Origin of the sequence: Phenylobacterium sp. (genome assembly GCF_022402485.1) — a bacterium.
Taxonomy (GTDB): Bacteria; Pseudomonadota; Alphaproteobacteria; order Caulobacterales; family Caulobacteraceae; genus Phenylobacterium.
In genome coordinates, this window is sequence record NZ_JAKRSA010000014.1 from 1 (window position 1) to 19,411 (window position 19,411).

At 65.6% G+C, this 19,411-nt stretch carries 17 protein-coding genes; 5 read left to right on the forward strand and 12 right to left on the reverse strand.

What is annotated here, in order from left to right:
* Together MH112_RS04890 and prfA are read right to left on the reverse strand one after the other, a co-directional pair.
* Positions 1-328, reverse strand: a 328-nt coding sequence (locus MH112_RS04890) for an MOSC N-terminal beta barrel domain-containing protein (protein WP_296564682.1), incomplete at its 3' end; no start/stop codon positions are given.
* 112 nt (positions 329-440) lie between these two features.
* Complete coding sequence (gene prfA / locus MH112_RS04895) at positions 441-1,517, reverse strand: peptide chain release factor 1 (protein WP_296564684.1); 1,077 nt, start codon at positions 1,515-1,517, stop codon at positions 441-443.
* A 235-nt stretch (positions 1,518-1,752) separates the two neighbouring features.
* Here prfA and MH112_RS04900 point away from each other — a divergent pair, with 235 nt between their 5' ends.
* Positions 1,753-2,481: a hypothetical protein gene (locus MH112_RS04900; protein ID WP_296564687.1), complete on the forward strand. Its 729-nt coding sequence runs from the start codon at positions 1,753-1,755 to the stop codon at positions 2,479-2,481.
* Between the two features lie 87 nt (positions 2,482-2,568).
* Here the strand turns inward: MH112_RS04900 and MH112_RS04905 are convergent, their stop codons facing one another.
* From MH112_RS04905 to ptsP, 5 genes are all read right to left on the reverse strand, one after another.
* Positions 2,569-2,862 (reverse strand): hypothetical protein, encoded by a 294-nt coding sequence (locus tag MH112_RS04905; protein WP_296564690.1) that lies wholly within the window; start codon positions 2,860-2,862, stop codon positions 2,569-2,571.
* Positions 2,863-2,895: 33 nt separating this feature from the next.
* A complete protein-coding gene (locus MH112_RS04910) occupies positions 2,896-3,399 on the reverse strand; it encodes a hypothetical protein (RefSeq protein ID WP_296564693.1) in 504 nt (167 codons plus the stop codon).
* 68 nt (positions 3,400-3,467) lie between these two features.
* A complete protein-coding gene (gene ispG / locus MH112_RS04915; protein ID WP_296564696.1) occupies positions 3,468-4,625 on the reverse strand; it encodes a flavodoxin-dependent (E)-4-hydroxy-3-methylbut-2-enyl-diphosphate synthase in 1,158 nt (385 codons plus the stop codon).
* A 55-nt stretch (positions 4,626-4,680) separates the two neighbouring features.
* Positions 4,681-5,673: a RodZ domain-containing protein gene (locus tag MH112_RS04920; protein ID WP_296564700.1), complete on the reverse strand. Its 993-nt coding sequence runs from the start codon at positions 5,671-5,673 to the stop codon at positions 4,681-4,683.
* Between the two features lie 151 nt (positions 5,674-5,824).
* The gene (ptsP, locus tag MH112_RS04925; RefSeq protein ID WP_296564703.1) at positions 5,825-8,086 is read right to left on the reverse strand and encodes a phosphoenolpyruvate--protein phosphotransferase; all 2,262 of its coding nucleotides are present in this window, start codon (positions 8,084-8,086) and stop codon (positions 5,825-5,827) included.
* A 193-nt stretch (positions 8,087-8,279) separates the two neighbouring features.
* Between ptsP and MH112_RS04930 the strand changes: the two genes are divergently transcribed.
* Together MH112_RS04930 and MH112_RS04935 are read left to right on the forward strand one after the other, a co-directional pair.
* Positions 8,280-9,977 carry an alpha/beta fold hydrolase gene (locus MH112_RS04930; protein ID WP_296564706.1) on the forward strand — a complete coding sequence of 566 codons (1,698 nt, stop codon included), beginning with the start codon at positions 8,280-8,282 and terminating at the stop codon, positions 9,975-9,977.
* 93 nt (positions 9,978-10,070) lie between these two features.
* Positions 10,071-11,480 carry an MFS transporter gene (locus tag MH112_RS04935; protein WP_296564708.1) on the forward strand — a complete coding sequence of 470 codons (1,410 nt, stop codon included), beginning with the start codon at positions 10,071-10,073 and terminating at the stop codon, positions 11,478-11,480.
* Positions 11,481-11,538: 58 nt separating this feature from the next.
* Here the strand turns inward: MH112_RS04935 and MH112_RS04940 are convergent, their stop codons facing one another.
* Entirely contained in the window at positions 11,539-12,789 is a 1,251-nt protein-coding gene (locus MH112_RS04940; protein ID WP_296564711.1) for an aspartate kinase, read from the reverse strand.
* A gap of 139 nt (positions 12,790-12,928) precedes the next feature.
* Here MH112_RS04940 and ubiG point away from each other — a divergent pair, with 139 nt between their 5' ends.
* Positions 12,929-13,699: a bifunctional 2-polyprenyl-6-hydroxyphenol methylase/3-demethylubiquinol 3-O-methyltransferase UbiG gene (gene ubiG, locus MH112_RS04945; protein WP_296564726.1), complete on the forward strand. Its 771-nt coding sequence runs from the start codon at positions 12,929-12,931 to the stop codon at positions 13,697-13,699.
* Between the two features lie 153 nt (positions 13,700-13,852).
* Positions 13,853-14,938: a Zn-dependent alcohol dehydrogenase gene (locus tag MH112_RS04950; protein ID WP_296564713.1), complete on the forward strand. Its 1,086-nt coding sequence runs from the start codon at positions 13,853-13,855 to the stop codon at positions 14,936-14,938.
* A gap of 260 nt (positions 14,939-15,198) precedes the next feature.
* Here MH112_RS04950 and MH112_RS04955 read toward each other — a convergent pair whose 3' ends face one another.
* From MH112_RS04955 to MH112_RS04970, 4 genes are all read right to left on the reverse strand, one after another.
* The gene (locus tag MH112_RS04955; protein WP_296564715.1) at positions 15,199-16,431 is read right to left on the reverse strand and encodes a TetR/AcrR family transcriptional regulator; all 1,233 of its coding nucleotides are present in this window, start codon (positions 16,429-16,431) and stop codon (positions 15,199-15,201) included.
* Between the two features lie 94 nt (positions 16,432-16,525).
* Positions 16,526-17,896, reverse strand: coding sequence for a peptidoglycan DD-metalloendopeptidase family protein (locus MH112_RS04960; protein WP_296564718.1), 1,371 nt, complete (start codon positions 17,894-17,896; stop codon positions 16,526-16,528).
* A 189-nt stretch (positions 17,897-18,085) separates the two neighbouring features.
* Positions 18,086-18,442 (reverse strand): arsenate reductase (glutaredoxin), encoded by a 357-nt coding sequence (arsC, locus tag MH112_RS04965; protein WP_296564720.1) that lies wholly within the window; start codon positions 18,440-18,442, stop codon positions 18,086-18,088.
* 43 nt (positions 18,443-18,485) lie between these two features.
* A partial coding sequence (locus tag MH112_RS04970) for a hypothetical protein (RefSeq protein WP_296564723.1) occupies positions 18,486-19,411 on the reverse strand: 926 nt, incomplete at its 5' end.

Genomic DNA, 19,411 nt, shown 5'->3' on the forward strand with positions numbered 1-19,411 from the left:
GCCAGTCGGCAAAGGCCTGGCGGCCGGCTTCCTCGCCCAGGGGCGCAATAAGGTCTGGCAGGCCCTTGGCCTGGACACTCAGGGTCTGGCTGTCCTCGTCGAACGCCGTCACGGCCTTGGCCACCTGCGGCAGGGCTGCCAGGACGGCGAACTTCTGCTTGGAGACGAAGGCCGGGGCGGTCGGGTCAAAACCCGAGGGGCCGGTCTCCACCGCATAGAGCCGGTCGCAGGGAAAGGGCGCGCCGGCGCTCAGTTGCGCCCGTGACAGGGGCTCAGGGGTAAATCCCTTCACGGGATGACGGTAGAGGGCTGCAATGTGTCCGGCCATGAGCTTCTGTTGCCGCAAGGCGAGCGGCGTCACAAGGGGAACGGCGGCCCATATGTTGAGGTTTGATCAGGGTGACTGTTGGGCGGCCTTTCCAACCCCAGGCCGTGGGAGTCTAGCCGAACTCGTCTTCCAGCGCCGCCAGCCGCCCCGCCTGATCCTCGGCGATCAGGGGCTCGATGACATCGTCCAGAGACTCGCCCTCGATGATCTTGGGCAGGTTGTAGAGGGTCAGATTGATCCGGTGGTCGGTGACCCGGCCCTGCGGGAAATTGTAGGTCCGGATGCGCTCTGACCGGTCGCCAGACCCGACCTGGGATTTGCGGGCGTCAGCGCGGGCGGTATCCAGGGCCTCGCGCTGTTGGTCATAGAGCCTGGCTTTCAGCACCTTCAGCGCCCGGGCGCGGTTCTGATGCTGTGATTTTTCCGATGAGGTGACCACGATGCCCGTGGGCAGGTGGGTGATGCGGACCGCAGAGTCGGTCTTGTTCACGTGCTGGCCGCCCGAACCTGAAGCCCGGTAGGTATCGATACGCAGATCGGCGTCGTTGATCTCGATCTCTACGTCCTCGACCTCGGGCAGGACCGCCACTGTGGCCGCCGAGGTGTGGATGCGTCCGCCGGCCTCAGTTTCAGGCACCCGCTGCACCCGGTGGACGCCACTTTCGAACTTCAGCCGGCCAAACACGCCGTCGCCCGTGATGGCGGCGATGATTTCCTTATAGCCGCCGACCTCGCCCTCGGAGACCGAGTCGATCTCCACCCGCCAGCCGCGGGTCTGGGCATAGCGCTGGTACATCCGAAACAGGTCGCCGGCGAACAAAGCCGCCTCATCGCCTCCGGTGCCCGCCCGCACCTCCAGGATCGCTGAGGCGTTTTCGTCCTTGTCCTTGGGGGCCAGCAGCAGGGCCACCTGGCGCTCCAGCTCCGGCAGGCGGGCATTGAGCTCGGCCAGTTCCTCTCGGGCAAGGCCAGCCATTTCGCGGTCGGAGGCAGCCGCCATCAGCTCCAGGTCAGGGGCCTCGGCCCTGGCTTTCACCAGGGTCTGCACGGCCTCGGCCACCGGGCGCAGTTCGGCATGCTCCTTGGACAGGCGGACGATTTCAGCGCCGTCTGCAGCCGCGCCCATCCGCGCCTCGATCTCATGATAGCGGTCGAGCACCTGGTCGAGCCGGGCTTGGGGAAGTCGCACGATATTCAAGCACCTGTTGAACGAAGTCGGCCTATCTAGAACATTTTCCGAAAAGAGGGAGGCGGTGATCAGATTGAAAAATGCGCCGGCTCATTGAGCGTCATCATCGATGCTTCCGCCAGGCATTGGGCGAACCCCTTGCCACCCCCGTGAATGGCGTTGCAGCATGGGGGCTTGTATCGGGGAGCTGCGCCTGTGGGGGGCGGGCCACTGTTCGCCGGGAGTTGTTTGAGGCATGGGCGCGTTGTTCCCGGTCAAATGCCCCCATTGCGGGGCGTCGACGGCCGTCGCGCCGGAGGTCTTTCACCGCTGGTGGCCCCCTCAGGGCCGCTCAGAGCTGGCCGCCAGCCTGCCTGGCAAGGTCTTGCCTGACCAGGAGGCCCGGGCGGCTTTCAGCACCATCTGTCCCAGCTGTGACGGCCCCCTTTCCCTGATCTTGACCTTGAAGTGTGGGCTGCTCAGTGCGCTGGTTTCCCGCCCGGGCGTCCCTGGTGCCCGAAGTTTGGAGAGCATGGAGCCCAACGAGGTCAGCAGGGTCGAGGTCTATCGCCCAGATCGCCCCGTCGCGGCGCCCCTGGTGGTCTTGCCCTCCAAACTGCCCAAGGACTTTGCCGACAGGCTGAAGCGTCTGGCGGAAGATTCGGTTCGGCCAGAGCGAGGAGACACCGCCGCAGCTGGGTGCCGGTGGCTATTGGACGAGGTTCTGACAGATCTTGGCCATCCGGCCACCGTTGCCGCTAAGCCGCCGACAGGGTTCTGGGCGCGGCTGTTTGGACCGCCGCGGCGTCCGGAGACAGGCCTTGAAGCTCGGCTTCGCAAGGCCTGTGAGGCAGGCAAGCTACCCCGTTGGGCGCAGAAGCAGGCCGAAGGTCTGGACCTGGAGGCCAGGTCCCCGTCCGGGTCGGCCAAGGCCTATGTGGATTATCTGGCCGCCGTGCTGAGGGCGGGCTATCCCGGGTTGTAAGGCGGTCGGCGGCTGCGCGCACGCAGCCGCCTTTCGTCGGTCGAGCCCTGGGCCATAAAGCCCGGGTTCTCCGTCCCACTGCGCTGTTTAGGCGCGGACGCCGCTCAGGGGGGCCGAGCCGAAGGCGCCCAGCTTCACATTGCCGCTCATGGAGTCGCCGGAAACCGTGGCTTCGAATTCCAGGGTCATGGGCATAGGCGAGGTGATCTGGGTGGACCAGACCAGGGTGTCGCCATTGACCTTACCCTCGACGGACTGGGTGCCCATCTGGCCGGAGGTCGAGCCGGTGAAGGTGTCGCCGTTGGTGGTGATGGTGGCGTTGACCGTCTGCGCCCCCATCGGGGTGTTGATCGTGATCTTCCAGTTGCCGTCTGCGGACATAACGTCCTCCCCATTTATGGAGCCGGCACCTAATCAACTGCTGGTGGGCGGCGCAAGCGTGACGCTCACGTCAGCTTGGTCCTCATTGTTACTATCTCCGAGGGGGATGCCCGCCTGACGCATGCGCGCCAGCATGGAGATCAGCCGGCCATAGGTCTCATTGGTGCCCGCCATCATGTCCGGTCGGGTGAAAACGGCCGCAGGTGCCACCAGACCGCCACTCCGCCGTTCCAGCAACCCGGTCTGAATTAGCGCCTCAACATAGGGGTCCTGCACCGCCCGGCTGAGACTGAGCCGTGCCGACAGGTCAGCGTCGGTGATCGGCCGCCTTTGGCTGTCTGGGGGAATGTCGTGCAGACTGCCATAGCGCTCGGTGGTGTTGCGCAGGTGGCTGGTGTTGGATGTCCAAACCCCGGTGAACACCATCAGTGCGATGATGTCTCCCCCATGGTCTCGCGCCATTTCGCTCAGGAGATCTATGAACTCATAGCTGAGGATTCGCGTGGTCAGGCGTCGGTTGTCGGGGGGCGATGTCATGCGCAGCACACTTCAGTGGGGCGCTGTGGGCGCACATTCCAGATACGGCAGGACTACCGCAGGGTGTATTACTCTGCCGCTGGTCTCGCCGCCAGTTCTGCAGCCGCCAATTCTGAAGCCGTCAGCTCTGCCGCCCTGGCCTCGACCAATGCGACGATGTGGTCGACCATGTGCTCGTTGTCCATCTTATGGTCGGGCTTGCCCGCCATATAGACCATGCCAGACCCCTTGCCCCCGCCGGTGAAGCCGAGATCGGTCATCAGGGCTTCGCCTGGGCCATTCACGACACAGCCAATGATGGACAGACTCATCGGGGTGGAGATGTGCGCTAGCCGCTCCTCCAGGGCCTCTACCGTCTTGATGACGTTGAAACCCTGCCGGGCGCAGGACGGGCAGGCGATGATATTGACCCCCCGATGGCGCAGGCCCAGGGATTTGAGGATATCGAAGCCGACCTTGACCTCCTCAACGGGGTCAGCCGCCAGGCTGACCCGGATGGTGTCGCCAATGCCGGCCCAGAGCAGGGACCCGAGGCCGATGGAGGATTTCACTGTGCCGGTCCGCAGGGCACCAGCCTCCGTGACCCCCAGATGCAGGGGGCAGTCGATAGCCTCCGCCAGCATCTGATAGGCGGCCACCGTCATAAAGACGTCGGAGGCCTTCACGCTGATCTTGAACTCGTGAAAGTCGTGGTCCTGCAGGATACGCGCATGGTTCAGGGCGCTTTCCACCATGGCCTGGGGACAGGGCTCGCCATAGCGCTCAAGCAGCTCGCGCTCGAGGGAGCCGGCATTGACGCCGATGCGGATCGAGCAGCCATAGTCCTTGGCCGCCTGGACCACTTCCCGGACCCGGGCTGGAGAGCCGATATTGCCGGGATTGATCCGCAGGCAGGCGGCACCCGCCTTGGCCGCTTCAATCCCTCGGCGATAGTGGAAGTGGATGTCGGCCACCAGCGGAACCTTGGCCGCCTTGGCGATGGTGGCGAAGGCGGCTGTGGAGTCCTCATCGGGGCAGGAGACGCGGACGATGTCGGCACCGGCCTCCTCCAGCTGACGGATCTGGTCGATGGTCGCCCCGGCGTCCGACGTCAGGGTGTTGGTCATCGACTGAACGGTGATCGGCGCGTCGCCGCCAACCTCCACCGCGCCGACGCGGATCTTGCGGCTGACCCGACGCTGGATCGTGCGCCAAGGGCGGAGATGTGTGTGATCGAGCTGGGTCATGACTGCGGGAAAATAGCGCTTCGGCCACGGATTCCCAAGCGCTCAGGCGCAGGACTTAGTCGGTCAGGCGGCTGACCGGCGTCTGGCTGGAGGCTAGCAGGCCGCGGGTCTGACCGCCGACAAAAACCTGGAAGGCGGTGGGCTCGGAAACATCGATGACGAGCCCCTTCAATTGCGGGGCCCCATAGGCTTCACCGGCGGCAAGTTGCCGAGCGAAATAGACCGAGCCATCCGCGCCGCGCACGATCAGGGCGGCAGACTCCCGGGCCTTGAGAACCACGCTGGCCGTGGCGGGAGGGGTTCCATACACTGCGCCCTCAGCCCTGAATGTGGCTGGAAGGTCCGTGGGGGCGAGTGTCGTTTCTGGCTCCCGGGCCCGGGCTTGATTGGCGGCGATCACCGCGTCCGCCGAACCGCCAGCGGCGGTGGCCACATCCAGTCCAGGGGTTTCGTAGAGATCGGGCACGGTGGATTCCACCGGTGCAGGCAAGGGCGCGCCGAGGGCCAGGGGCCCCTGGGGCTCTGTTGAGGGCGCGATGGGGGCAGCGGTTGCCGCCACAGGGGCCTCAGGGGCCTGGGCCTCCTGAATGCCCCGCTGGGCGAAGTTCCAGACCACGATAGCGCCGATCACCAGGGTTCCGGCGATCATGGCAAAGCCCAGGCGGCGATCGCCGGTGCGGCGCACGCCTACGGGGGCGCGCAGGGCGTCATCGGTGGCCGGCTCTTCGTTCTTGTAGCGGGAGACAGCGGCTTCAGCTTCAAGACCTAAAGCGCGGGCATAGGCCCGGACATAGCCGATGGTGAAGGGCCGGGAGGGCAGATCCTCGATCCGCATATCTTCGATGGCAGCCAGATAGGCTCGGCGGATGCGGGTGGAGTCCGCCACATCCTGCAGCGACAGGCCACGGAATTCCCGCGCAGCCTTCAGCGCCGCGCCAATATTCGGACCGGAATCGAGGGTGGGCATGAATGAATCGTCAAAGGCAGACGTACGCAGGCTGTCGCGGCCCACATCGAAATCGGTCACACGGCTCGTGTCGAGCGCCATGTCTGATCGCCGCCCTCAGCAAAAGTTGATGCGACCAAAGGTCGCCGCCCACCTGGTCCGTTTTGACACGGAACTCTTAATTTCCCTTTTAGCATAACGCGATAGCGGGCGGAACTCAATGTCCGCCTGTGGTTGATTCTCAACGGTCAAGCTAAACCGACAGGTAGAGCTTCCGGGCCAGGGTCTCGATCTCGTTACGCACTGATCCGCCGGCACCGCGGATCAGGGCGGTGACCCCCCTGTGGGCCGCTTCCCGGTCGCAGGACAGCACCATCTGTTTCACCGGACCAATGCCCGCTGGCGGCATGGAGAGACGCTCATAGCCCAGGGCCACCAGAGCGAAGGCCTCCAGCGGCCGGCCCGCCATCTCGCCACATACAGAGACGGGGGTGCCGGTGTCGGCGCAGGCCTTCTGAATCTCGGCCAGCACCCGCAGGGCTGGCGGCGACAGGGGGTCATAGCGATCGGCCATGCGGGCATTGCCGCGGTCAGCCGCAAATAGATACTGCAGCAGATCATTGGTCCCCACCGACACGAAATCGGTCATGGGCAGCAGAGCGTCCAGGTGCCAGACCAGGGACGGGGCCTCGATCATGGCGCCCACATCCAGGCGGGCGGGTGCAGGGCGACCCCGGCGCTGGGCCCAGGCGACCTCATGATCCACCAGGGCTCTGGCGGCGCGGAACTCATCCACGCTGGCCACCAGGGGGAACATGATCCTCAACGGACGCCCCCGGGCCGCAGCGATCAGGGCCCGAAGCTGCAGGCGCAGCAGGGCGGGCCGGTCCAGGCCCATGCGGATCGCTCGCCAGCCCAGTGCGGGGTTTTCCTCCCGTTCGGCTTCCAGATAGGGCAGCACCTTATCGCCGCCGAGGTCGAGGGTGCGGAAGGTCACCGGCAGGCCGCCGGCAGCGTCCAGCACGCGGCTGTAGAGCGCGGTCTGGGCGTTGAAGCGCGGCAACTCCTCGGCGACCATGAACTGAAATTCGGTGCGGAACAGGCCGATGCCCTCCGCGCCGGTTTCCCCCAGGATCTCCAGGTCCACGTCCAGGCCCGCATTCATCAGCAGGGTCACCTTGACCCCATCTCGGGTGAAGGCCGGCGTGTCGCGCAGCTTGGCGAATTCCGCCCGGCGCTGGGACCGAACCTCGATCCGCGAGCGGATAGCCTGCACCACGTCCACGCGCGGCCGCAGATAGGCCTCACCCGTCTCGGCGTCGACGATCACCGGATCGCCTTCGTTCACCCGGTCGCGCAGTCCATCCAGGCGGCCAACGCAGGGGATGTCCAGGGCGCGGGCGACAATGGCCGCGTGGCTCGCCGAGGATCCCTCCTCAAGCAGCAGGCCCTTGAGCTTGTGCCGGTCATATTCCAGCAGGTCGGCGGGCCCGAGGTTTCGAGCGATCAGGATGGCGTCTTCCGGCAGTTCCCGGGCCACATGACCGTCCCCGGCCAGATGCCGCAGCAGGCGGTCGGCGAGGTCTTCAAAGTCGTGCAGTCGCTCGCGCAGATAAGGGTCACGGGCCTGTCCCAGCCGCGCCCTGTGCTCAGAACGCACCCGCTCTACGGCGGCCTCTGCGGTCAGACCATTGCGCACGGCATCCTGCAGGGAGCGGTTCCAACCCCGGTCGTGGGCGAACATCCGATAGGTGTCGAGCACCTCATAGGAGGCCTCCACCAGTCCGTGCTGGCCTTCCAGCATCTCGTCCAGCTGGGCCTGCAGACTGGAAATGGCCTGGGTTAGCTTGGCCTCTTCGGCCACCACGTCGTCGGCGAGCAGCTTGGACGGTGCCACCGGCCGCTCATGCAGCACGGCCACGCCCAGGGCCAGGCCGTCGGCGAACTTGGCTCCCTTCAGACGTTCAGACCTGTGAGGGGCGATCTCGACGCCGGACAACTCATTCTCGGAGATCAGCTCGCCGGCGACCATTTCGGCCAGCACCATGGCGATGATCTGGACGTCCTCGACCTCGTCCTCGGTATAGACCCGCTCGGTCCGGTTCTGGACGACGAGCACCCCGATGGCGCGCCCGCCCCGCAGCAGGGGGACGCCCAGGAAAGCATGATAGGGATCTTCGCCGGTTTCCGGGCGATAGGAGAAGGCCGGATGGTTAGGGGCGTCGGCCAGGTTCAGCGGTCGGCCCAGGCGCATGATCTCGCCCACCAGTCCTTCCCCGGGCCGCATGCGGGTAAGGTGGACGGCCAGGGGATCAAGACCTTCTGTGGCGAACAGTTCCATCTCGCCGCCCGAGCGGCGCATGTAGAGCGAGCACACTTCGGCGACCATGGAGCGCGCAATGATCCGCACCACCATGTCCAGCCGGTCCTGGGCGGGCTCGCCGCGCTGGACGGCTTCGCGGATCTGCCGCAGCAGGCTGCGCTGACCCCGAATGACCGCACCGGTCATCGCCATCGTCTGGGTGTCTCCTGTCTCTCAGGATTTTCTAGCAGTATCAGACGTCGGATCAGAGACGGAATCCGCCATTTGATCCGAGGATCTCGTCCCGGGCACGCCCCGGGGGCATGTCACCCACAAGTCGCCTGGACGGAGGGCGGCAGCGGGGCCATCCTTGGGGCAACAAACATAAGTCCTCGGGGAGGGGGCCATGCGTCTTGGATTGGCGCTGCTGGCGCTGGGTTGGGTCCTGGCCCTGGGCGGCGGCTGGGCGGCCCATCTGGTGCAGACATCCGGCGGGACCGAGGTCACCGACGTGCGCTACCCCGCGCCGGACGGAACCCAGCTCAGCGGCCTGCTCTACACACCTTCTGGAGCTACGCCTGAGCAGAAGGCCCCGGCCGTACTGCTCAGCCACGGCTATATCAACACCCGCGAAATGCAGTCGGCTTTCGCCATCGAGCTGTCGCGCCGGGGGTTTGTGGTCCTGGCCATGGACATGTCCGGGCACGGCTATTCGGAGGGCACCGTCGGGGCCAACGCCTTTGGCGGACCCGCTGCATTTGCCTATCTGCGCAGTCTGCCCATGGTCGATGGCACCAATATCGGCATGGCCGGGCACAGCCTCGGCGGCGCGCCGATCCTGTTTGCTGCCAAGACCAATCCAGACGGATATCGCTCCATGGTCCTGGTGGGATCGACGCCTGGAATCTTCGGCGCGCCAGAGGGCGAAGGGCGCACATTTCCGCGCAATTTAGCGCTGGTTTTCGGCCAATATGACGAGTTTCCGGACCTCATGTGGCAGGTCCCCACCGGGGGTGACATCGTCAGGTCCCCGCGCCTTCAGGCCCTGTTTGGAACCGACGGCCCGGTGAAGCCCGGTCAGATCTACGGCGACATCGCCGCAGGCGACGCCCGCTGGCTGCAGGTCCCGCCGATCACCCACCCTTGGGAACACTTCTCGGGGTCGGGTGTCGGAACCACGGTAGACTGGCTGCAACAGACCCTGGAGGGCGAGGCACGGCCCCTGCCGCCGCAGGACCAGATCTGGTTCTGGAAAGAGCTTGGCACGCTGGCTGGCCTAGTTGGCGCGGTTCTGCTGATCCTTGGGACGTTCTCCGTGCTGAGTGCCGTCACCCAGGCCCCGGCGGCCCAGCCCCGGAACCAGACACGCGATCGCCGCTGGTGGATCGCTTTTCTCCTGACCGGGGCGCTGCCGGCCCTGACCTACTTCCCCTTCATGACGCTTGGTCAGTTGGTCAGCGCTGGCCCGCTGTTTCCGCAGCAGGTCACCAACCAGCTTCTGGTCTGGGCGCTGCTGAACGGCCTCATCACCCTGGTTCTGGGGCTTGTCCTGCGGGGGCCTGCGCCGCGGTTTCAGCATCGCTGGTGGCTGTCGCCGCTCATCGCGCTGGCTTCGGTGGGCATGGCCTACGCGGCGGTTCTCGCCTGCAGCGCGCTCTTCACCACGGACTTCCGGTTCTGGGTCCTGGCCCTGAAGCCCTTGGATGAGCGGCAAATGGCCTTGGCCCTGGTCTATCTTTGCCCCTGGATCCTGTTCTTCCTGGTCAGCCACCGGGCCGTCGCCGCCAGGATCAGCCTGAGCGGCCAGTCGGCCAGGGCCGAAATGGCGGCCTGGGCCCTCGCCATGAGCCTGGGCTTCGTCGCGCTTCTGGTGCTGGAGTATGGAGCGCTGTTCCTGACCGGGCGGCTGTTGACCCCGGCCGAGCCGCTGAACACCATCATCGCCATCCAGTTCGCCCCGCTGCTGGCCGTCATCGGCCTGATCGGTGCCTTCACCTACCGACGGTCCAACACCTATGTGCCAGGTGCGGTGATCTGCGGTCTGCTCATCACCTGGTATATCGTCGGCGGCACCGCCACCCACTGGGCGGCCTCTGCCGCTTGACGCGCAGAGCCTGAGGCGTGCGCCAGGTTGCGGAATCCCCTGGGCAGGTCTAGCGGGAAGGCTCTGCCCGCTCGCAGGACAAGGCCTCCGCAAATGCCCACCGTCGCCCCCGCCGCCGGGAGCTGGAAAGACGTGCTGGCCGAGGGTCGGTTCGCCCAGTTCGTCCTGATCTGCCTTGCGGTGTGGCTGCACGCGGCCGACAGCCTGGTGACCGCCACCATCATGCCCAGCGTCGGCGCAGACCTGGGGGGCTATGCCTATTTTGGCTGGGCGACAGCCGGCTTTCTGTTGGGCTCAGTGGTGGCCGGCGCCAGCGCCGGATGGCTTACAGGGCGCATGGGCCTGCGCCAGGCGTTTGTTCTGTCTGCCGTGATCTATGCCTTCGGCTGTCTGATGAGCGCGGCAGCGCCGGACATCTGGACCTTTCTGGCCGGCCGCCTGGTCCAGGGCCTGGGCGGCGGCTGGCTGGCGGGGTTCAGCTCTGTGGCGATCGGCCTGCTGTTTCCTGATCGCACGCTGCCTAGGGTCTATGCCGCGGTGACCGGCATCTGGGGGATCGCCACCCTGATCGGCCCGCTGCTTGGGGGGCTGTTTGCCGATGCCGGCCTTTGGCGATGGGCCTTCTGGTCCTTCGTCATCCAGGGCCTGCTGGTGGCCTGCGCGGCGCTGTTTTTGCTGCCCAAGGGTGAGAAGACCCAAGGCGGCGGGGTGCCGACCCTGCAACTGTTGCTGATCGCCTGCGGCATCAGCGCCATCGCTGCCGCGGATGTTCTGGGCGGATTTGGCTTGGCGGTGATCCTGATCGCCGCCGGACTGGGGGTGTTAGCTCTGAGCGTGAGGATCGACGCTCGGGCGGTGGTGCGTCTGTTGCCCAAGAGCTCCGGCGACTTTCGCTCGGTAGGGGGGTTGGGCTTCGCCACCATCTTCCTGATGACCGCCGCCTCCATGGGTTTCACGGTTTATGGCCCGGCGATCTTGCAGACCACCCGGGGCTACTCAGCCCTGGCGGCGGGCTATGTGATCGCCGTCGAGGCCCTGGCCTGGACAATCTCGGCCCTGGCCATCACCCATCTGACGGGGGTCTGGCGCGGCCGGATGGTGCGGCTAGGGGCCCTGCTCGCGGCGATCGGCATCGCGCTTTGCCTGTTCGTCATCGTGCAGGGGCCGCTCTGGACCCTGATCCTCGCGGCCGCGCTCTTGGGCACGGGCTTTGGCCTGTCGTCGGCCTTCATGAACCAGATGGTGCTGTCGTCTTTGCCTGCCGAGGAGCGGGGCCTGGGCGGCGGGGCGATCAGTACGGTGCGGTTCACTGGCGCGGCCGTGGGCGCAGCGGTAGCCGGTGCCCTGGCCAACCTCGCTGGCTTCGGCGAAGGCCTGACCTTCGCCAGCGCTCAGGCGGCATCGGTCTGGGTGTTCGCCGCCGCGATCCCGGTCGCGGCGGCCGCGATCTTCACCGCCTGGCGTCTGATCCAGAAGCATGACGCCCGCGCGGTTGGTCCCTGAAGGCGGCCCGTCAGGTCAAGCCGCTAAACCGTGTCGCCTGCGGAATCCGGATCGGACCTTAAAGCTTGTCCAGCCCATAGGCGGCATGCAGGGCGCGGACGGCGAGCTCAGTGTAGGCCGCGTCGATCAGCACGCTGATCTTGATCTCGCTGGTGGAGATCACCTGGATGTTGACGCCCTTGTCAGCCAGGGCACCGAACATGGTCTTGGCCACCCCGGCATGGCTGCGCATGCCGACCCCGATGACCGAGACCTTGGCCACGTCCTCATTCACCGCCACGTCCTCGAAGCCGATGACGGACTTGGCCTGTTGCATGATCTCAATGGTCCGTGCCGCGTCCCGCTTGCCGACGGTGAACTCCATGTTCGCCATGTCCCGGGTGCGGGCACGGCTCTGGACGATCATGTCGACATTCACGTTGGCGTCGGCCAGCCGTCCGAAGATCTCCGACGAGACGCCGGGATGGTCGGGCAAGCCAAAGACGCTGATCTTGGCTTCGTCGCGGCTATAGGCGACCCCGCTCACGATGCGCTTTTCCACGATCTCCTCCTCGTCGCAGACGATGGTGCCCTGACCGGGGGCCTCTCCGGGTTCTACGAAACTGGACAGCACGCGCACCGGCATGTTCTGCGCCATCGCCAGTTCCACCGAGCGCGTCTGCAGCACCTTGGCGCCCAGGGACGCCATCTCCAGCATCTCCTCGAAGGAGATCTTCGGCAGCTTGCGGGCCTTGGACTCGATCCGGGGGTCGGTGGTGTAGACCCCGTCCACGTCGGTATAGATGTCGCAGCGCTCAGCCTTCAGGGCTGCGGCGATGGCCACCGCACTGGTGTCGGAGCCCCCGCGCCCCAGGGTGGCGATGCGGCCGTCTCGGGTCACCCCCTGGAAGCCGGCGATCACCGCCACCTCGCCGGAATCCAGCGCCTGCGCCAGCTTTTCGGGGGGAATGTCCTCGATCCGCGCGCGGCCATGGGCCTCGTCGGCGATAATCGGGATCTGCCAGCCAAGCCAGGAGCGGGCCGGCAGCCCCATATTGCGCAGGGTCATGGCCAGAAGGCCCGCCGTCACCTGTTCGCCCGAGGCGACCACGGTGTCGTATTCGTCGTCAGAGGGGAGAAGACCGTCGGCGGCTTGGCCCGCCCCATCGGTCCAGGCCACCAGTTCATTGGTCTTGCCCGACATGGCTGAGACCACCACAGCCACCTGATGGCCAGCCGCGACCTCAGCGGCCACGAGCCGTCCCACGCGCCGGATGCGCTCAAGGTCGGCCACCGAAGTGCCGCCGAATTTCATCACCAGACGGGCCACGCTGGATCGACCCCCATTACAGAAGGCCGCTCTTCTACCGACGGCCAAGCCTGCCTGCAATGTAACAATCGCAGGTCACTGTGCGGGTCCCTCCAGTGCTCGAGGCGGCGAGACCCTTCCGCCCGCCTCGCCGCACGCTATATGTGCAGCCATGTCAGCAGCCCCCGATCTCCGCTCTAGCATCGACCCCGAAGAGGTGGAGCGGTTCTCCCGCATCGCCGCCGAATGGTGGGACCCCAAGGGCAAGTTTGCCCCGTTGCACAAATTCAATCCCACACGGTTGACCTTTATCCGGGACAAGGCCCTGGCCCGGTTTGGCCGTGACCCCCTGGCCCGGCGCCCGTTCGAGGGGTTGCGCCTGCTGGACATAGGCTGTGGCGGAGGGCTGTTGTCCGAGCCCATGTGCCGCCTGGGCTTTCAAGTGACCGGCGTCGACGCCTCTGAGCGGAACATCGGCACCGCCAGCACCCATGCCGCCGAGCAAGGCCTGGTCATCGACTATCGCTGCGCCACCGCCGAGCAACTGCTGGCCGAGCAGACCCAGCCCTTCGACGTGATCCTCAATATGGAGGTGATCGAGCACGTGGCTGATCCGGGGGCCTATCTTCGCAGTTGCGCCCAGCTGATGGCCCCTGGGGGCATCATGATCGTCGCCACGCTCAATCGCACCTTGAAGGCTTTGGCCCTGGCCAAGGTCGGGGCGGAATATGTCCTGCGCTGGCTGCCGGCCGGGACCCACGACTGGCGAAAGTTTCTCAAGCCCGAAGAGCTACGGGACTTTCTGGCCAGCGAACCCGTGCAGGTCGACGGTCCTTATGGGGTGGTCTTCAATCCCCTGACCGGGCGCTGGTCCCAGGCCCGCGACAGCGAGGTCAACTACATGATGACCGTCACCCGCGAGTCCGTCTGATCGCGTCTAGACGATCCCCCCGCTCAAAACCGACCAAAGGAGGGGTTTTACCCCTTGGCCGCTTCGACCTGAACAGCGATAACTCTCATCAAAGGGTCCAATCAGCGGCCCTGTACCGCCCGTTCAGCGGGCGCTCATGAGGGGACGCATCACATGAAGGCCGCCGTTCTGCGCGAAGTGGGCAAGCCGCTTCAGATCGAAGACGTTCAGATCAACAAGCCCGGCCCGCACGAGGTGCTGATCCGCACCATGGCCGCCGGGGTCTGCCATTCTGACCTGCACTTTATCGAAGGCTCCTATCCGCACCCGCTTCCGGCGGTCCTCGGCCACGAGAGCGCCGGCATCGTCGAGCAGGTGGGGTCCGAGGTGCGCACGGTGAAGCCGGGCGATCACGTGATCACCTGCCTGTCAGCCTATTGCGGCCATTGCGAGTCCTGCCTCACCGGCCGGATGAGCCTCTGCGTCTCGCCGGACACCAAGCGCGACAAGGACGAAGAGCCGCGCCTGATGCAGAACGGCGTTGGCCTGCCGCAATTCCTGAATCTGTCGTCCTTTGCTGAGCAAATGCTGATCCACGAGCACGCCTGCGTGGCGATCCGTAAGGACATGCCCTTCGACCGTGCGGCCCTGATCGGCTGTTCGGTGACCACGGGCGTCGGTGCGGTAATCCATACCTCCAACGTCCGGCCCGGCGAGACCGTGGCGGTGATCGGCTGCGGCGGGGTCGGCCTGTCGGCGATCAACGGCGCGGCGATTGCTGGCGCGGGCCGGATTATCGCCATCGACATGGTGCCGGGTAAGCAGAACCTGGCCATGGCGTTTGGGGCCACCGATTTCATCTGCGCCGCAGATGTTGATGCGGTGAAGACGGTTATGGAACTGACCAAGGGTGGCGTGCATCACGCCTTTGAAGCCATCGGCCTGTCCAAGACGGCTGAACAGGCCTTCAACATGCTGCGTCGGGGCGGCACCGCCAACATCATCGGCATGATCCCGGTGGGGCAGACCATCACCCTGATGGGCGCGGCTTTCCTCGGGGAAAAGCGTATTCAAGGGTCGATGATGGGATCCAACCGGTTCCCCGTCGACATGCCCCGTCTGGTGGACTTCTATATGTCGGGTCGTTTGAAGCTCGACGACATGATCTCCCGGCGGCTGAAGCTGGAACAGGTCAATGAAGCCTTCGATGAGATGAAGCGCGGGGAAATCGCCCGCTCTGTCATCGTCTTTGATTCCTGATCGCCCGGTGGAGGGGCAGACGGGTCGTGACACGGCCCGCCTTTCCCGTAAAAGGCGTACGCTCTTGTCCCTCGCCGAGGCTTTGGGCAAGGTTGTACCACTGAGGTTCAGTCAACGACGTTCCTAGGGGGGAGATCTGGCGCGGCGGCTTTGGTCCGCGCCGATTCTGGGGGCGTCCAAAAGGGGCGGCGGCGGCCGCCCCTTTTTCTTTGCTCGATAGCCTTGCGGCTGGCTCCGGCCCTGAGGCTTCGAACGCACGCCTATTCGGGACTGAAAAAGCCCATCATGGCCGGACGCACATAGGCGGTGATCACCGTTTCGACGGTGGCGTCCTCACCCCAGTGCTCCAGAAGCAGCACCGAGTTGAACATGGCCATCACCAGGTGGGCCGACAGCAAGGGGTCCACCGGTCGGATGGAGCCGTCGGCGATACCGTCGCTGATAATCCCCGAGAAAGCGTTGGCGATCTGCTGGAAGCGCCCGGAGATCGACCGGCGAAGTTCCCCGGGCATGGCCGACAGGGCGAAGTGGCGCAGCATCCGTCCGCGTTCGCCGCTGGTCTGATGGGCGGTCAGGGCGGCGGAGATCTGCCATAGGCGCTCCCACCCCGTCGCCTCAGTCCGCCCGCGGGTCTTGGCCTCGTCGATCAGGTCGAAGGTGCGCTCAAAGCAGGCCCGGGCCAGTTCGTCCTTGTCTGTGTTGTGGTGGTAGAACGAGCCCTTGGTGACATTCAGATAGGCTGAGATCTTGTCCACTGAGGCGCCGCGATAGCCCTCACGATTGATGATCTCTGTGGCGGCCACCAAGAACCGCTCCCGAGTGACCTCATCGTTCTGTGACGGCGGTGCCCCTAGGTCGAGAAGGGGTTTGTCTGGGCGCTTTTGGCCCGGCGCGGCCAGGCCATTGATCATCACATCGGAGATTCGATCAGCGACGCGATCAAAGTCGGCGATTTCATAGCTGGCGAGCCAAGTGTCAGACCAGCAGAGCTGATCGATGATCAGGTGCGCCAGCATGTAGCGCCGCGGTCCTGTCAGCCATGGAGCGTCCGTCGGCCTCAACAAGCGGGCCAGGCGCTGGCGCAGGGCCTGATAGGCGTCCACCAGTTCGTCATCGCCTGGGGCGCTGATCTGCGTGATTTCGCCGAAGGGCAACAGGCGGGGCGCCTGGCCCAGAATGATCGCTCGGCGGGTCTCGAAATAGGCGCTGACAAAGGCCTTAAGCCGCGCAGCGGCATTCGGCTTCTGCTCGGCCGCTTCGAGCATGGCGTTGAAGCGCGACAGGGTCAGGCGCATGCACTCGGCGGCCAGATCCTCCTTGCGCTTGAAATAGTAGGTCAGGCTGACGGGGTGCAGGTCCATCCGCTTGGCCACGGCAGCCAGGGTAAAACCACTGACGCCTTGATCGACGAACACTTTGCAGGCGGCGCTGACGATAGCGTCGCGGCGGGCCGCATAGCGGGCGCGGGTCGGTGAACTGGACGCGACGGCCAAGGGGCCTCCGAGGGCTGACGTTCGCTCGTAACGTCAGCTTATGCTTGGTAAGCCGGGGGTGGAAGCCTGACGCAAGGTCAGCTTCAACAACAGTTCAGCGGCGCAGATTGGCCTGGGCCACAGGATCGATTTCGGCGGCCGCCAGCTTAACGGCTTCATCGCCCCCAGACGGCGACGCGCTAGCCAGGAGCGCATCGATCCGGTTTTTCTTGGCCTTGAACGCCGCCAGTTCTCCGCCGGTCAGGATGGTGCCTTGGGGGACCTTCGCCCCTAGGGGATTGACCCGCTGGCCATTCTTCCAGACCTCGTAGTGCAGGTGCGGCCCTGTCGACATGCCGGTTGAGCCAACATAGGCGATGACCTGACCTTGCCTGACCCGCAGACCCGGACGGATGCCGTTGGCGAAGCGCGACGCGTGAGCATAGCCGGTCTCCCAGCCATCGGTGTGGCGGACCCGGACCCAGTTGCCATAGGCCCCCCAGCGACGGGCCTCGACAATCACCCCATCACCGGCCGCCAGGATGGGCGTGCCCGTGCCCGCCCCGAAATCAACGCCCTGATGGCTGCGGCGGAAACCCAGCACCGGATGGCGGCGGGGCCCGAAATTGGAGGTGATCCGCGCCCCGTCCACCGGAGTACGCAACAGGAATCCACGGATGTTTTTTCCGGTTTCGTCGAAATAGTCGACATCGCCGTTGTTGCGCTCAAAGCGGTAGAACTTGACGCCCTTGACCTCGGCGTATTCCAACTCGCCCGTCTCGACCACACGACCGCTTTCGGTGACCCGGCGATCGAACACCAGCTTGAAATCGTCACCGGCCTTGATGTCCCGCTGGAAGTCCAGCTTGTGGGAGAACAGCTTGACCACCTTGGCGGTCACGGTGGATGTGGCCCCCAGCTTGGCGGCGCTCTCATAGAGCGAGCCGTGAATTTCGCCCTGGGCGACGGTGGTCTCGTTGGTGATCGCCTCTTCCATTTCGCGCAGGCGCAGGGCGCCGTCGAAGGTGCGTGACAGGGTGACGGCGGTCGCCGGGCCCGTCCGCAGGGAGAGGCCGATCAGCCGGGCTTGACCAACTTCGCCGTGGGGCTTGGCGATGGCGGCGTCAAAGGTCATGCCAGCCTTGATGTGGACGGTGTCCATGGCCTCGCCAAGGGTCCGAACCGCCTGGCGGGCCTCCTCAAGGGAGACGCCTGTGCGGGCGACGGCCGCTTCCAGGGTGTCGCCGGGCAGCACCTTGACGGCGACGCTCTCAGGCCGGGCGAAACCGGGCAGGGCCTCGGATTGGGCGAAGGCCTCGTGTTGCAGGGCGCTGATGGCGGCGGCATTCAGAGGCGGAGGGACAGGGGCTGTGGCCTCAGCGGCGGTCAGCTTCCAGCCGAGCGCAAGGGCGCAGATCCCGCCGACTCCCACCATCAGGCGAGGGGCATAGCGTAGGGTCGGGCGTCTGGGATCGAACTCTTGCATCGTGCCCCCGGAATCCAACGACGTAACAGTCTGGGTCACCAGCGACCTGACATGACGAGAAACAGCAAGTGGTAGGCCACGCCAAAGTCGGGTCATGCGGTTAACCGTTGGTAACTTTAGAGAGAATAGCTGATTTGTCGCCCCTTGGCGCGCCAGAAGAGAGCCTCATCGCCTGAGGCGTGAATCCCCTCACAGCAACCCCAGGGCGCGTTCAGGCGGTCGACACAGGGCGACCCCCTTTTCAGTGGCAACGATCGGGCGATCGACCAGGCTGGGATCGTTGACCATGGCCGCTAGAAGGGCAGACTCAGGGGTGGCGGCGTCTGTGAGGCCGAGGGCATCGGCCTGGGTGCCACGTTTACGGAGCAGGTCGCGCAGGCTGCCGCCCGAGCGAGCAGCCAAGTCTTGAAGCAGAGCGCTGGTCCAACCCACCTTCAGATAGGGGACCACTATGGGCTCAACACCCTGCTCCAGAAGCAGGGCGAGGGTGTTGCGCGAGGTTCCGCAGGCGGGGTTGTGATAGATCACCACGTCAGATCGGCTCATGCGCCACCGATAGCTGAGGCGGGCGGCTTAACCAAGCAAAGCCTTACCAGGAAAGCGATTTGACCCCCTTTACGACGGTGGAGTCTGAGGCATCGAAGGCCATGACATCCTCAGGACGCGGGGGGAGGGGCGTCGCGCCGGCCGGCCACCCGGGAGTCACTGCGCCATAGCGGACCTCCAGTGCGCCCGTGGGGGTGTCAGGCAGGAAGCTGAGTTGTAGGGGTTGCGGGTCGGCGCTCCAGCGCACCTGGGACCATTGGCCAGGTTGGCCCAGCAGAGAGACCGGTTGTCCGTTCAGGCGGACATCACGAACCGGGCTCGTGGCGCGTATCTGCAGGACCAGGGTCGAGGCTCCGGTCGGGGGCGTGATCGAAAGCAGCTGGCGTCCAGCCCCCGCGTCGAGCTCAAACTCTGGGGCCTGCAGGTCGAGCATGGGGGCTGCAGCGGCATGGACCGGTTGGCGCCAGACCGGCGCGGCCTCAAGAGCGGTGACCTCGCCCCCGTCGGCAGTGAGCGCCTGACGGCTCCAGGACGAAAGCCTCGGCGCGGCCTCCAGGCGATAGGCGCGCTGTTCGGTCTGATCGACCAGATACTGCACCATCGTGGCCTCAGGGTAGCGGGCCGACCAGGGCGGATCAAAGCGCGTGATCGTCAGCAGAACCAAGGCTGTTCCCAAGACCAGGATGGCTGTGACCTTGCCCGCCCCACCCATCCGCGGATGGGCGAAGGGCCAGAGCAGAAACGCTGCCAGCCAAGCGGTCAGGGCGAGCAGCTCGACCACATCCAGGTTCACATAGACCGCATGGATGGGAAAGCCGAGCCAGCCCAGGCCAAGGCCGCCAATGGCGATGAGCAACAGGCGTGGCGGCAGGGCTCTGGAAGCGCCCAGACTGCTGATGGCCGCCCCGAGACAGGCCAGCAGCAGAGGCCAGGCGATGAGGAACCCGATGGTCGGTGCCGCCCACTGCA